This is a genomic window from Mesorhizobium sp. ORS 3428 (assembly GCF_001854785.1).
In the GTDB taxonomy this organism is placed as follows: domain Bacteria; phylum Pseudomonadota; class Alphaproteobacteria; order Rhizobiales; family Rhizobiaceae; genus Mesorhizobium.
This window is the reverse complement of sequence record NZ_MDFL01000068.1, coordinates 110,044-124,389: the sequence shown is the minus strand read 5'-3', so window position 1 is coordinate 124,389 and position 14,346 is coordinate 110,044. Positions and strand designations below refer to the sequence as shown.

The following is a 14,346-nucleotide window of genomic DNA, read 5'->3' as shown; positions in this document are numbered from 1 at the left end:
CCATGGACGCAGCCGCTCCGAAACCCAGGGAGAACATGGGCGAACCGCTGCCGCGCGTCGATGCGCGGCTGAAAGTCACCGGACAGGCCCACTATCCTGCTGACCTGCCGACGGCCAACATTGCCTATGGCGCGCTCGCAACCAGCAGCATCGCCAAGGGCAAGGTGACCAGGCTTCGTCTCGACGATGCGCGCGCGGTGCCGGGCCTGCTCGACATCGTCACCTATGGCGACATGGACAAGGTCGACAAGCCGAAATTCGGCAATTCGAGCGCGACGTCGATCGGTCCGCTGCACGACAGGACGATCTACCACGACGGGCAGATCATCGCCTTGGYCGTTGCCGAGACGTTCGAGGCGGCCGAAGAGGCCGCGCAACTGATCCGCGCTGAGTATGAGGAGGAGAAGCCGAGCGCCAGCTTCGACAGCCCTGGCACGAAAACTGTCGACGCTGCCGGCAAGAATCCCATGCACAAGGAGGACGTGAAGGCTGGCGATTTCGACGCCGCCTATGCCACTGCCCCGGTCAAGATCGACGCGCGCTATTCGACGCCGACCCAGCACCACAATCCGATCGAGCTGTTCTCGACAACCGCCTTCTGGCAGGGCGACCAGCTCATCGTCCACGAACCGACGCAGAACGTCACCGGCTGGAAGGTCGAGCTTGCAAGGCAACTGAAGATGGATCCTGCGAATGTGCGCATCGTGAGCCCCTACATCGGCGGGGCCTTCGGCTCGAAAGGACCGATGACGCCGCGCACCGCGATCGTGGCCGTTGCCGCCCGGCGCCTCGGACGGCCGGTGCGTTGCGTGACGAGCCGCATGCAGGCCTTCGGCACGCAGACCTACCGCGCCGAAACCCGGCATCGAATCCGCATCGGTGCGGGCAGGGACGGCCGCATCACCGCTTTCGCGCATGAAGGCTGGGAAGTGACGTCCCGTCCGGATGCCTATGTCGTCGCCGGCACTTCGGCGACCGGCCGCATGTACGACTACGGCTCGGTGCTGACGCATGTCTCGCTGGTGCAGGCGGACCGCAACACGCCGGGCTATATGCGCTCGCCGCCGGAGACGCCCTACGTCTACGCGCTGGAAAATGCCATGGACGAGATGGCGGTGGCRCTCGGCATGGACCCTGTCGAGTTCCGCCRGATCAACGAACCGAAGACGGAACCGATCGGCAAGAAGCCTTTCTCAAGCCGCTCGCTGATCCAGTGCTACGACCAGGCGGCCGACGCCTTCGGCTGGGCGAGGCGGGATCCGAAGGTCGGGTCGATGCGCGATGGCGACTGGCTGATCGGCATGGGCTGCGCCACGGCCATCTATCCGACGGCCGTCGCGCCTTGCGCGGCGCGCGTGCGCCTGACGTCCGACGGCGATGTGAGGGTGCAGTGCGGCTCGCATGAGATCGGCACCGGGGTCCGCACGGTGGCCGCCCAGATGGCTTCGGAACGTCTGGGCGTCCCGATCGACAAGGTGAGCGTCGAAATGGGTGACAGCAGCCTGCCTCCAGCACCGGTATCGGGCGGCTCGATTTCCACCGCAAGCGTGTGTTCGTCCGTGCTCAAGGCCTGCGATGCCATACGGACGAAACTCTATGCCGGAGCCACCGCTGAGGGCGGACCGCTTGCCGGTTCCCACAACGAGGAACTGGACCTCGCGGCCGGCAAGATCACGGCGAAGGGCGGAGCGTYGGCGAGGATTGAGGATGTCTTCAAGACGATGCAGCTTGGCGCCATCGAGGAATATGCGGAGTTCGCGCCCAAGGGCGCGACGCCCGGCGCGCTGAAGAAGCTCTATGCCGGCCAACCCGAATTCCATGGCGGCGATCACGATGCGGATTCGGTGAAATACGCTTTTGGCGCGGAGTTCGTCGAAGTCCGCATCAACAGATACACCAGGGAAATCCGCGTGCCGCGCATTGTCGGCGCCTTCGCGGCCGGCCGCATAATGAACACGCGCACCGCGCGCAGCCAGCTGATGGGCGGCATGATCTGGGGCATCGGCCAGGCGCTGCATGAAGCGACCGAAGTCGACGGGCGCTACGCCCGCTACGTCAACCGCGACTTGCAGGACTACCTCGTGCCGGTCAATGCCGACATCAACGATTTGCAGGTGATCCTCGTCCCGGAGGTGGACCAGGCGGTCAATCCGGCCGGCGTCAAAGGCCTGGGCGAGCTGGGCAATGTCGGCACGGCCGCTGCCGTGGCAAGCGCGGTCTACCACGCGACCGRCAAGCGCATCCGCGATCTGCCGATCAGGATCGACCAGCTTATCGCCTGACGATGTCGGCGAGCGGCAACGCGTCGCTCCCTGTTCTCTAACCCGGGGGCAGCCTGCGACCTTGAGGTCTTTCCCCCTGCCTCGCTTGCTGGCGGGCCTGACGCCCCTGCCTCTCGGACTGGACACGCAACGCTGGAGCAGGGGGCAATCCATCGCCGCCTGGCGCGGCTCGGGGCCGATATCATCCTCAACAGGTCGATCGCGAATATCGTTTCCAGGCGTGGCGACGGCTTGCGGCGGCGCTGGCGGTCGATTGACGATGGAACTCGATCGCCCGTCTGCATCTTGTGAGGCGCAAGGTTGCTAGTGCGAGGGCGGGCAGCTATGCCGGACCCGACACTCCCTGACGAGAAGGCGAAGCCGATGAAAGTTCTCTCCACGTCCAAATCGCATGGCGGCATCCAGGGCGTCTATTCGCACGCTTCCGAGGCCTGCGCCTGCGACATGACCTTTGYCGTCTTCGCGCCACCGCAGGCAGCGCAAGGCCATGTGCCGGTGCTCTGGTATCTATCCGGCCTGGACTGCACGCATGCCAATGTCATGGACAAGGGTGAGTATCGCCGCATGGCTTCCGAACTGGGGCTCGTCATCGTCTGCCCAGACACAAGCCCGCGCGGGCCTGACGTCCCGGACGAAAAGGACAATTGGCAGTTCGGCTGCGGCGCCGGCTTCTACCTGGATGCGACGCAGCAGCCTTATGCGAAAAACTACCGCATGTATTCCTACATCACCGAAGAATTGCCGGCGCTCGTCGCAGCGAATTTTCCGGTCGACATGTCACGCCAGTCGATCTTCGGCCATTCCATGGGCGRCCATGGCGCGCTGACCATCGCGCTGAAGAATCCGGACAGGTTCAAGAGCTGCTCGGCTTTCGCGCCGATTGCGCAGCCGACGACGGCGGGCTGGTCGCGACCGGCGTTCGAAAAATAYCTGGGGTCGGACGAAAAGAGCTGGCGCGACTATGATACGACGCTGCTCATCGAAGACGGCCACCGCCTCGGCGAGCTGCTGGTCGACCAGGGTACGGCCGACCGCTTCCTTCAGGACGGCCTGCGCCCATGGCTGCTCGAAGAGGCTTGCAAGAAGGCAGGCATCGCACTCACGCTGCGCATGCAGGAAGGCTACGACCATTCCTACAATTTCATCTCGACCTTCATGGACGACCACCTGAAGTGGCACGCCGCGCGGYTGGCCTGACGCATGTCGCCCAAAAGTGCGCAGCGGTTTTGGGAGATCCATCAAAACAAAGACTTAGAGCGCGCCGCCTCATCCGTTCTCGTCGCGACGCGCTTTAGAACCGCGCTTCAGCGCCTTACGCGAGGCCCAATGACAAAGCGCATCTGTCACGGCCGCGGCCCGCAGCATCATTGCGGCGCCCATGCCTCTGGAGTATTTTAGAACTTGATTGGATAAGACGCGCGCCCGCTGTCGTTATGCATGCGTTCTGCTCCGATCCCGGCAGATTGTGAACTCTTTAACAGACCTTGGCGCCGCAAGCTGCGTTCCTGTGGCCGACAGGTCATAGCAGTTAAGGATTTGCCATGCTGCGATGCTGCGCGTTCATTGCGGCCCTGGTCCTCATGGGCTTCACGGCGTTCGAAGCTCATGCCGATCGCAGGGTTGCCTTCGTGATCGGCAATTCCGAATACCGCGAGATCCCGGCCCTCAAGAACCCGGACAAAGATGCTCAGGATGTGTCGAACACATTCCGGCTGGCCGGCTTCGACGTGTTCGTCGCCAAGGACTTGACCAAGCTTCAGTTCGAGGAGCAGTTCCGCAACTATCTCSCCGCGGCGGACGGCGCCGAGCTTGCCGTCGTCTATTATTCGGGCCACGGCTTCCAGATCRGCGGCGAGAATTTCCTGATCCCGGTCGATGCCTCGCTGAAAGATGCGGCCGACATCGAGGTCCAGGCAATCAAGCTCGACGACGTGCTGCAACAGCTGCGCGCGAAATCGAAGATCCAGGTGATCATTCTCGACGCCTGCCGCAACAATCCGTTTCCGCGCAAGGACTACTGGCTACGCGACCAGCTGATCGCCGCGGGCGGCGCCGGTCTTGCGCAGGTGAAAAGCTCGCTGAACACGCTGATTGCCTTCGCCACCGAGCCGGGGGCCGTGGCCTATGATGGAACCGGCGACCTCAGCCCCTTCTCGTCCGCCTTCTCCCGCCGCGCGCTGGCGCCGAACCAGGAGATCCGCACGGTGATGGCCGCGGTTCGCCGCGACGTGGTCAAAGCCACCGACGGCAAGCAGGTTCCCTGGGAGAACTCCTCGCTGATCGATGACGTGGTGCTGATGCGCCGCGCCAGCCGTCCCGCGCTGCCGCCGGTGCTGGAAAAAGTCGTCCCGTCGGGCGTCGGGCCTGTGGCGCTCGACCTGCCGGAGCCGGTCGATGTCGATGGCGGCACGGTCACCGTCAGCATCGAGAGGCCGCCGGCGCTCGGACACCTGATGCTCGACGGCAAGCCTGTCGCTACCGGCGAGCCGATCGCGGGCAAGGACCTGCCGCGCCTGGCGATGGACGTGCCGAAGGGCTCCGCCGCGCAGGAAGAGGTCGACATGCTGGCCTATGCCACGCGCGACAATTGGGGCGGAGAATCCCAGGGCATCCTGGTGTTCCGGGTCAAGAACGGCGAGGGCGCCGAAGGGCAGCAGCTTGTGGCCTCGCTCGAGGCCGAGCAGAAGCAACAGGTGCTGGAGCGCGGCATCCATATCACCGGCGCTGCCGAGGCGATCGAAAACCGCGACATCAGCGTCCCGGTCGGCGTGGGCCCGGTTCCGCTGAAGCTCGATTTCCCGACCAAGGACCCCGCGGTCAGCCTGAAGGTTGCGAGCTATCCGGCAACGGGAACGCTGTCGCTGCCTGATCGGACTTTGTCGCCGGAATCCAGCCTGATGGCCGATGAAGTCGACCATCTGCGCTACGAGCCCCAGATCGGCGCCGCCAAACCGCTCATAGTCGGCTTCGAAATCCGGGCTGACAACAGCACGTCCAAGCCGGCCACCATGAAACTCTCGCCAAGCGTCGATCCGTGCGACCAGGCCGCCGGCGAGCCTCTCGACCTGCAGGGCGTTGTCCCAGGCCTCCTGCCGAACGAGATCGGCGCCGATGCGGTGAAGGCCTGCGAGGCGGCGGTGAAGGCCTATCCCGATGTCGCCCGCTTCCACTACGAGCTCGGACGCGCGCTGCTTGCGGCGGGCAAGGTCGACCAGGCGAAGAAGGCGATTGAGGAAGCCGCCGACAAAGGGCACGTCCGCGCCGTGTTCGAGCTCGGTTACCTCAATGCGACGGGAACGGGGATGCCCGCCAACCGCAAGCAGGCGAACACCTTCTATGCGGCGGCGGCCGAAAAGGGCGACCCCTATGGGATGACGTCGTGGGGCCGCGCCTTGTTCAACGGCTATGGCGTCGAGCGCGACACCGGCAAGGGGCTGGACCTGCTGCTCAAGGCGGCGGCGATGGGCCACACCTACGCCATGAACGATCTTGCCGCGATCTTCACCGAGGGCCGCAACGGCGTGCCCGCCGATCCGGCCCGCGCCGTTGCCTTCCTCAAGGCCGGCGTCGAGCGGCAGGACATGTATTCGATGAACCTGCTCGGCCGCAATTATCTCGCCGGCACGGGCGTCGAGAAGGACGCGAAGACGGCGCAGGCGCTTTTCCAGAAGGCCATGGATCTCGGCCAGCCCTACGCTCCCGGCAGCCTTGCGCGCATGTACAGGGACGGGGTCGGCGTGCAGCAGGATCTTGCCGAAGCGCAAAGGCTTTTCGAACTGGCGACCGACCGCGGCGATCAGTCGGCGGCCTATGACCGCGCGGCCCTGGAGATGCAAAGGGGCGACAAGGCCGACCAGGCAGTGGCTGTACGCTATCTTGCTTTCGCGGCTGCGCTGGATCTTCGCAACGAAATCCCAGACGCGAAAGCGACACTGGCGAAATTCGGAGCCAAGGCGAAAACGGTGGCCCTGAAACAGATGCGTGGCGAACTCAAGTCGAAGATTTCAGCGGGCGGCTCGTTGGACGATCAACTCGTCAAGACGGCCAGGGCGGTCTGGGAACAAGCCAACCCGCGTCGGGACTTGTTCTGATCAACAGGGAGGCAATGTGGTGGGCTGGGCATCGAAACAGACAATCGTTGCAACATTCCTATCCGGTGTCCTGGCTGTCGCGGGTTGCAYGACCATGACGCCCAAGGTCGAGCCGGCGGTGACGACGACCAAACAAAAGGTCGTCCGCACGACCACAGCGCCGAAAGTGGTCAAGCAGAAGAAGGTCACCGCCAAGAAACTGATCAAGCCCGTGCAGGATCAGCCCGCGCCAGTCATTGCGCCTTTGGGCGGTGGCAGCGGCGGCGGTGGTGGAGGCGGTGGCGGAAGCAGTGGCGGTGGCGGGGGCGGCTGGGGATGATCGCTCGATAGCAGGCGATCCGCTTCAAGGTAGCGCTGACCAAGCGGGCGCAAGTTGGACGAAAGCGACCGCGGAAATCTGAAGCGGATCGGGGTCTAATAAGCGTCGGCCGATTGCCGCTGAGCTTCCATCTCGGCCATCTGGATGCCCATTTCGACGAAGGCGGAAAGAACGGCGAAACGGTCGGCGAGCGATACCCGCGCGAGCCCAGCGAGGATCCCTGCGCTGACGGCATGGGCGGCGGGAGATCCGGTCGCAGCATGATCGATGGTCGCACTGGCGTCGCGCCAACCGGCCGCCAGGACGAGCCAGGAAACGGGCGTTGCGGGCGGCATCTCCACGGCCTGGGCTACCGCTGCGCGACGATCGGGATTGCCTGGCTCGCCGACCCAGTCGCGAACGAGCACCAGCAGTTCGAGGTCCCTGTCGCCGAGGAGTTCGGCAAGGTTGTTCAGGCACTCATGCGCCCACCAGATCGCCGCCCGCTCCGGCAGGAGGTAGGCGCAGAAGGTGACTGCCTCCTCTGGCACGCGCCCGGCGAGCAGCGCGCGGCAAAACTCGATCGATGGCTGGTCGGTGGGAGGCGCCTTCATCTCCTTGCCAACCGCAGGGCACGCGCTGAAGAGATCCCGCGCCGTCCTGAACCGGAGCCCGTTGGCCATGGCTGCCCGCCCTCGTTAGGAATAGAGGTACTGAAGCCCCGGCGGAGGCGCTGGTCAAGCCTGACCCTAGCAAAGGGCGGCCGCTCCCAGCGTGCGTTTGTTCACAGACAACCGTCGGGAAATTTGGTAATTTTAGCTGTAGCGAAAATCCGCTCAAACAGGAGTATCGGTCATGCGGTGGGCCAGTTCAGCCTTTGCATTGGCGGCGGTGYTTTTTTCGACGCACGTTTCCGCTGATCCGCTTCAGAAATCCGAAGACATCGTGAAGTTCTTCACCGGCCAGGGCAATCTCGGCGCATCGCGCGGAATCTGCGTCGGCACCGAGGAAGAGTGCAAGAGCAAGAACGAGAAGAACGCGGCCTCCGATAAGACCGGGCTCGACATGATGATCAATTTCGCCCTGGATTCCGCTCAGCTCGACCAGACCGCGCGCACGGAGCTCGATGAGTTCGCCAAGGCGCTGAAGGACAACCGGCTGAGCTCGTTCAGCTTCATCGTCGAAGGCCATACCGATGCCTCCGGTTCGGATCGCTACAATAAGGATCTGTCGCAGCGCAGGGCGCAGTCGGTGGCTGCCTTCCTGACGGCGAACGGCGTCCAGGCTGCCCGGCTCGAAGCGATCGGCCTGGGCAAGTCGCATCCGCGCGTCGCCAATCCCTATGATCCGGTCAACCGCCGGGTGGAGATGCGGATCAGGACGGAATAGGGCGCGGCAACTCAAGCCTCAAAGGCTGGCCTGGATCGAGCCCATGAGGGCGGTCACGGCCTCCTTGTACTTCTCGAATTCCGGCGACGTCTGCCGGATCTCGGTCGTGGTCGTCTGCTGGCCCTGATCGGACGCCATGCGGGTCACCCTCTGACCCATCTTCCGCTCGGCCCAGTCGATGACGTAGCTGGCGGTCTTGCCGGTCAGGAACGGATTGGCCTGGATCACCGCCGATCCCAGCACGGCGCTCAGTTGCGTCGAGCCCGGCGCCCCCAGCACCTGGGCCGCGCCTTCCATGCCCAGGAAATGGCAGAGATAGAGCCGGCCGGCGGTGATCTGGTGGCCGCGCGCGCGAAGATAGGCTTCGCCTTCCCGCGCCAGGTTGCGCACCATCTCGCGCGACAGCGTGGCGTCGTAGCGAAGCGCCAGCAGGTCGGCGGTCGAGAGCGTGCGGGCAAGGTCCGGCCGGTAGGTGTTCATCATCCGGATCCAGGTCTTGGTGATGAACTGGCCGGCTCCGGTCGCCGAGGAAAGCGGGTTCTTGGCGCGGGCGCTGCCGCCGCTCTCTACATGGACGATGCGGTCAGTCAGCGTCTCGACGGCCGAATCGCCGCTGGCCACGGTGGTGACGGTGCCGAGAGGATCGATGGCTTCGCCGTTCTGGTAGAGCTCGAAATGCAGATGCGGTCCGGTCGAAAGGCCCGTCGTGCCGACATAACCGATGACGTCGCCGGCCTTCACCTTGGTGCCGACGCCGCTCGCGATGGCGAATTTCTGCATATGCGCGTAGCGCGTCTCACGCCCGTTGGCATGGGTGATCTTCACCAGGTTGCCGTAGCTGCCGCCGTCGCCCTGGAAGCTGATCTCGCCGTCGAAGGCCGCCATCACCGGCGTGCCGATGGGAGCCGCCCAATCGACCCCCTTGTGGATGCGAACAGTCTCCAGGATCGGATGCTTGCGCGGGCCGAAGGTGGAGGTCATGACGCCACTGACCGGCGTGACCATGCCGTTGGTGACGGTGAGTGATCGGACCTCGTCATTGCCGGTCACGCAGGCGAACTGGCCGTCGCTTTGCTGGAAAACGAAACAGTCGATGGTCTTCTCGCCGCCCTGCACGCCGACATAGAGAACCCGTCCCGACGTCTCGTCCTGGCCGCGCGGCGTCTGCGAATAGATGAGCACAAGCCGCTGGTCCTCGCTGGCGAAGGCGTCGAGGTCCTGGCCTCGCGACAGATACATGATCGCTTCGCCGATCACACTGGTCGGGACCTTGTTGCGCGCGGCCGTCGAATAGATCGCGTCGAGCAGCCGGTATTGCCGCTTGAGCCCGCCTTCGTCGGAAGCGCCGGAATAGTTGAACAAATCCTCGCGCACCCAGGGGTCGACGCCCGACACGAAGGCGCCCGCGGCATTGCGTGTCAGCGTGCCGACATAGAGGTTCCGGGCATAGATCGAGACCTGCATCAGCGACAGTGTCGTCGTTTCGCGGTTCGGCCTGAAGCCGCGCATGGCAACGACATAGCCTGCTCCCAGGCCGTCGCGGTTGAACAGCGCCTTCAGTGCTTCGCCCGCGAGCTTGGCGTCGTCGGCGGAGAAATGYGCGTCGGCGACGACGCTGTCCAGGCTGCGGTCGTTGAGGATCTTCACGAACGTGTCCTCGGTCGCCTCGAAGCGCTGGTACTCGCTGGTGACAGTCGCAACCGTCGTGTTGTTCTCGATCTCGGTCTTCTTGAAGGCGGGCAGGGCGGCCTCGCCCTGATCGACGGTCTCGCCCCAGCCGGCCTCCGGATCGTCTGCATCCGCCTTGGGCGCCGAAGCGGCCTCGTCAGGCACTGGCTGGAGATCGTTCTCCAGATCGCCTTGCTGATCGTCCGTTGCAGCCGGAGCGGGCAGGGCGGCCTGCCGATCCTCAGGCGCCGCAGCCGGAGACTTCGCCGCCTGACGCTGCGCCTGGAAGAAGGCGAAATCCTCCTGCGTCGACGGGATCGTCGTCATGAACTTTTCGCTGGCGCTCAGCATGACGTCGGAGAGGATCTCGATCTGCAGCGAGGCACCGGAACCGTCGAGCTCGGCCGGTCGTGCGACCGTGTGGCCCCTGGTTGCGGCGTCGGTGTCCGGCGCAAGCGTGATCCACATCGGATCGCCGGCAAGGTCGATGATCGCCGGCACATAGACCGAGGCGTCAGGCGGCACGTCCACCATGCCCTCGACAGGATGCAGCTCCTCGTCCTCGTCGCCGAACGACCAGTAGTCTTTGGTCAGATAGAACCCCGTAGCGATCGAGGCGATGGCGACCACGGCAACGCCGGAAAGACCCCAGCGCCATAGCCTGCGCCGGCGCTCGGCCAGGCGCGCCTGCTTCTTCAGTTTGAAGCTCGTGTCGATGCTGTGCGTCACGGGCTGTTCCCGGTCAGGAAATAGGTCCAGCGCACCTGCTCGAGCGTGTCGACCTCTACGAAGCGCGCCGCGATATGGCCGCGCTGCCAGCATTCGTCGATGCCGCGGATCGAGAAGCGGCGCCGGTCGATGCACATCTCGGTCGATCCGTTGAGGATCGCGTGACCGAAGACGTCCGTCGCATAGATGTAGATGTAGCGGTTGGTCAGTTCCTCGCGGATGACGTTGACGCACTGGTTGGCGCCGATGGTCCACCAGCCGTCGGTCTGGTCGGCATCCTCGACCTTCTGTCCGACGGCAAGATTGACGACGTCGAGCGTCTGGTTGCAGACGGTGAATTCGGCATGCGCCTGGCCGGTCAAAAAGATTGAGAGCAGCGCCGCGACAACTATCGCGGCGTGCCTCATGCGCTCAGGCAGAACGAGCCGTCCACGCCTTCTGCGTGGCGATAACTGGAACGATGAACGCGGGCGGCGGGGTTGCATCGACGTCCATGTCTATCCGCCAAGGCGGAAATACTTGGCCGTGGCGGAGAATTGGGAACCATTGGCTTCGATCTCCTCGAGGATCTTGGGCAGCAGCTCCGAGGCCGGGGTCGGCTGCGAGAACATCGCGGCCTGGATATCCCGAGGCCCGGTGATCACCAGCATCACCTGTGGCACGRCCGCGCCGGTCGCCTTGTCGGCGGCGGCGAGACCGATCGGGAAGTTGAAAGTCGCCTTGTCCGCCTGCGCAACCATGCGATCGTCGAGGTTGAACGCCATGCCCTTGTGATCGATCAGCATCACGTTGGATATGAGCCCGCCGCGCGTCACCAGCGAGCCGCTGATCGGCGAGCCATCCGGCACGGACGTCCGGTCGAGAACGAGCTGCGGCCTTTCGGCCCCGCTCCGGTCGAGAAAGCGCAGGAAGTTGGTCACCGCGCATTGGGGCGGGTCGATGAGGCGAACGCTGATGTCCGGTTCGAGATGGAACCTCGACTGGAAATCGTTGAGCATCTGCTCGAAGGGCTGCACCGCCGTTCCGAAACCTTCGATTGCGGCGGCGTTGTCCGTTGCCGATGTCAGCGTCGCGTAAAAGCAATCGCCGCCGCTGAAGTCGCGCACCCAGGAGGCGCGCTGCGCCAGTGCGTCGGGTTTCTTCGCCGGCGGCGGGACCTTCGGCTGCGGCAGGTTCATGGCGACGTCGTTATTCTGAGGCGCCTTGGTGGCGGGCGGCGGCTTAGGCAGTGGTGCCGTTTGTGTCGACGGGCTCGGCGTTGTCGGCTGGCTTGCCGGCATTTTGGACGCTCCCGACTGGCTGGGAAGAGGCGTCGAGGGCTGGATTTCTGTGACCTGAGACGGCGGAGCCTTCGGCTTGGTCAGCTTGGACAGAGCGTCGACGATGTCCGACACGCTGGGCTTCGTCACCGGCGGCTTTGCTTGCGGCGCCGGAGTGTTTTGCACCTCCGTCCGGCTCGGTCCCGACGCCGGCTGCGCCGGTTTCGGGCTCTCCGCAGCCTGCGGCAAGCGAGCGGGAGTTGGCGATTTTGGGATCGGCGTCGGGATCGGCTCGACCTCGGTCGGCCGCTGGACTTGCGCCTGATCGTTGGTGGCCGGGCGCTGGAGGACGGGCTGTGCCGGCTCCTGGCTTGGCCTGGTCGCGGCTTCCGCCTGCTTCTCCGCGAGTGGCGTTTGCGGCGGAGCGGCTAGGGCAGGTTTCGCCGGCTCAACGGTGGCGGCGTTCTCGGGCTTGGGTGGTTCGGGCGGTGGCTCGGCTGGCGCCTGCGGTTGAGATTTCGGTTCCTCCTGCCGGACCTTTGGCGCCTCCGCCACGGGCCTTGGCGCCTCCGCTGCGGGTTTCGCCGCGGGCTTCGGTTCAAGCGGCGCGGACTTTTCTATGGCCGGCGGCTGAGATGCTATGACGCCGCTGAAGTAGAGACCCGCGGAGCCGATGATAGCCAGCACGGTGCCGCCCGCGATTGCCGGCATCCGCGAAGGCCTGCGCCGCGCCAGCGGTGTGGCTGCGCTGGCAGGAGCGCCGGCCGGAGCAGGCCGGGGCTGCGTCAGATATGCCGGCCGCACATGCGGAACGAAGCGCTGTTCGCCGGGCACGGTAGAAGGCTGGGCGCTGGAGTTCGGCAGCGCCGTCCATCCGGCGCGCGRCAAGCCCGACCGTTCGCGCGGAGCAAACGATACCGGCGGCGGCAAGGTCGCGTCGAGATCGTCGTCGCGCGTCGCCCTGGCGATCTCCGCCATGCTGGCCGGTCGGTCGCGAGGATCCGGCTGCAGCATCGCTTCGRTCAGCGCGCGGAAATCGGAATCTATATCGGAAAGGTCCGGCACGGTCCGGCGCTTCTCGACGACCTCATACTGCGATCCGCTCATGTCGAGCGGCTTGCCGCGCAGCGCCGCCGCCAGCACGAGTCCGAGGCTGTAGATGTCGGACTGCTCGCTGACCTCGCCGCCGTAGAGGCCGAGCTGTTCGGGCGAGACGTAGTTGTATTTGCCGGCGAACTTTCCGCCGATCAGCGTCTCGCCGCCCACCGTCGCCGAGCGCGCGATACCGAAGTCGATGATCTTGGCGCGCTCGACCTGGCCGCCCGGCAGGATGATGTTGTCGGGCGAGAGATCGCGGTGGACGGCACCGGCCTGATGCACGGCGCTCAAGCCCGAGGCAAGGCGATGGCAAAGCCTCCGCACATCCTGTGGCGGCATGGGGCCGCGCCGCATGACGTCGAACAGCGACTGGCCATCCACGAACTCCATCGCGAGATAGGGGCGGCCGATCCCCGGATCGATGGTGAAGACGTGGTAGCGCACCACCGCGTCATGCGACAGGTGGTTGAGGATCGACGCCTCCTTGCGGAACAGGGACAGGATCGTCTGGTCGCGCGCGAACTCGGGCAGCACGATCTTGATCGCGACATGGTCGCCGGTCTGGATGTTGTGGCCGCGATAGACCTCGCCCATGCCGCCGGAGGCGATCCGCTCGTCGAGCTCGTATATGCCGCTGAGCTGCGTGCCCACGCCTGCATAGGCGAGGCTCGGCGAAATCCGCGTCTTGTCGTCGTCGCTCATCTACCATCCGCCCATGGCTGATCTGCATTGAGCGGCTGACCGTTGGGTCCGTTGCCGATCCTCACCATCACGATGGTGACATTGTCCGTTCCGCCGCGCGCCAGCACCATTTCCAACAGCGTCTCGCACGCCGCCTGCAGCGCCGCGGACTTGACTGCCGCTTCGATCTCGGCGTCGCTGACATGCGCGGTGAGCCCGTCGGTCGCCAGGACGAAGACGTCCTCCGGCATCAGCTCGCCTTGCTGGAAATCGATCACCAACTCGTCGCTGACCCCGACGGCATGGGTGATGACATTGCGGCGCGGCCAGATCAGCGCTTCCTCGGCGCTGATCATGCCGCGGTCGAGAAGCTCCTGGACCTCGGTATGGTCCCGCGAAATCTGCGAGATCGCGCCGCCGCGGACCAGGTAGATGCGGCTGTCGCCGGCCCACAGGCCCGCGAAGCGCCCGTCCATGGCGAGCAGCGCCGCGAATGTCGAGCCGATGGTGACGCCGCGCGATCGCGATATGTTGCGGATCTCGGCATTGGCGCGGCTCAGCCGATCCTCGAAGCGCGCGCGAAGATCCGGCGCCGAACTCGCAATGCCGATCGTCGCCAGGTGATCGACGATGCTGGCCGAGGCGACTTCACCGGCCTCATGCCCGCCCATTCCGTCGGYCACCACCCATAGGCCGGCTTGCGGCTCGACGAGGTAATTGTCCTCATTGTGGTCGCGTACGCAGCCCTTGTGGCTCACGCCGAAGCTCTCGATGGGAAGGGCGACAGTGCTCAATTTGCCACCAAGCGCTTCGCGAGCGTCCTCTGTGACGAACCGTGGGGCGCGTGCCCA

Annotated in this window: 10 protein-coding genes; 5 read left to right on the top strand and 5 right to left on the bottom strand. The window is 65.1% G+C overall.

Annotated features, from left to right (window positions below):
* Positions 1–2: 2 nt before the first annotated feature.
* The 4 genes from ORS3428_RS08260 (at position 3) to ORS3428_RS32315 (ending at position 6,692) form a co-directional block, all read left to right on the top strand.
* Positions 3–2,282 (top strand): xanthine dehydrogenase family protein molybdopterin-binding subunit, encoded by a 2,280-nt coding sequence (locus ORS3428_RS08260; protein WP_071096324.1) that lies wholly within the window; start codon positions 3–5, stop codon positions 2,280–2,282.
* Positions 2,283–2,645: 363 nt separating this feature from the next.
* A complete protein-coding gene (fghA, locus tag ORS3428_RS08255) occupies positions 2,646–3,479 on the top strand; it encodes an S-formylglutathione hydrolase (protein WP_071096363.1) in 834 nt (277 codons plus the stop codon).
* A 344-nt stretch (positions 3,480–3,823) separates the two neighbouring features.
* Positions 3,824–6,373: a caspase family protein gene (locus ORS3428_RS08250; RefSeq protein ID WP_071096321.1), complete on the top strand. Its 2,550-nt coding sequence runs from the start codon at positions 3,824–3,826 to the stop codon at positions 6,371–6,373.
* A gap of 94 nt (positions 6,374–6,467) precedes the next feature.
* Entirely contained in the window at positions 6,468–6,692 is a 225-nt protein-coding gene (locus ORS3428_RS32315; RefSeq protein WP_244507891.1) for a hypothetical protein, read from the top strand.
* 95 nt (positions 6,693–6,787) lie between these two features.
* On the opposite strand, the gene ORS3428_RS08240 is transcribed toward ORS3428_RS32315, so the two are convergent.
* Entirely contained in the window at positions 6,788–7,285 is a 498-nt protein-coding gene (locus tag ORS3428_RS08240; RefSeq protein ID WP_244507890.1) for a DUF6931 family protein, read from the bottom strand.
* 241 nt (positions 7,286–7,526) lie between these two features.
* Here ORS3428_RS08240 and ORS3428_RS08235 point away from each other — a divergent pair, with 241 nt between their 5' ends.
* A complete protein-coding gene (locus ORS3428_RS08235) occupies positions 7,527–8,060 on the top strand; it encodes an OmpA family protein (protein WP_071096317.1) in 534 nt (177 codons plus the stop codon).
* Between the two features lie 18 nt (positions 8,061–8,078).
* Here the strand turns inward: ORS3428_RS08235 and ORS3428_RS08230 are convergent, their stop codons facing one another.
* From ORS3428_RS08230 to ORS3428_RS08215, 4 genes are all read right to left on the bottom strand, one after another.
* Complete coding sequence (locus tag ORS3428_RS08230; RefSeq protein WP_071096316.1) at positions 8,079–10,457, bottom strand: M23 family metallopeptidase; 2,379 nt, start codon at positions 10,455–10,457, stop codon at positions 8,079–8,081.
* Positions 10,454–10,864 carry a DUF1036 domain-containing protein gene (locus ORS3428_RS08225; protein WP_071096315.1) on the bottom strand — a complete coding sequence of 137 codons (411 nt, stop codon included), beginning with the start codon at positions 10,862–10,864 and terminating at the stop codon, positions 10,454–10,456. The genes ORS3428_RS08230 and ORS3428_RS08225 overlap by 4 nt, the downstream gene beginning before the upstream one ends.
* Positions 10,865–10,954: 90 nt before the next feature.
* On the bottom strand, positions 10,955–13,516 hold the full coding sequence (locus tag ORS3428_RS08220; RefSeq protein WP_071096314.1) for a serine/threonine-protein kinase: 2,562 nt from the start codon (positions 13,514–13,516) through the stop codon (positions 10,955–10,957).
* Positions 13,513–14,289: a PP2C family protein-serine/threonine phosphatase gene (locus tag ORS3428_RS08215; RefSeq protein WP_071096313.1), complete on the bottom strand. Its 777-nt coding sequence runs from the start codon at positions 14,287–14,289 to the stop codon at positions 13,513–13,515. Before ORS3428_RS08215 ends, ORS3428_RS08220 begins: the two co-directional genes overlap by 4 nt.
* Between the last annotated feature and the right edge of the window lie 57 nt (positions 14,290–14,346).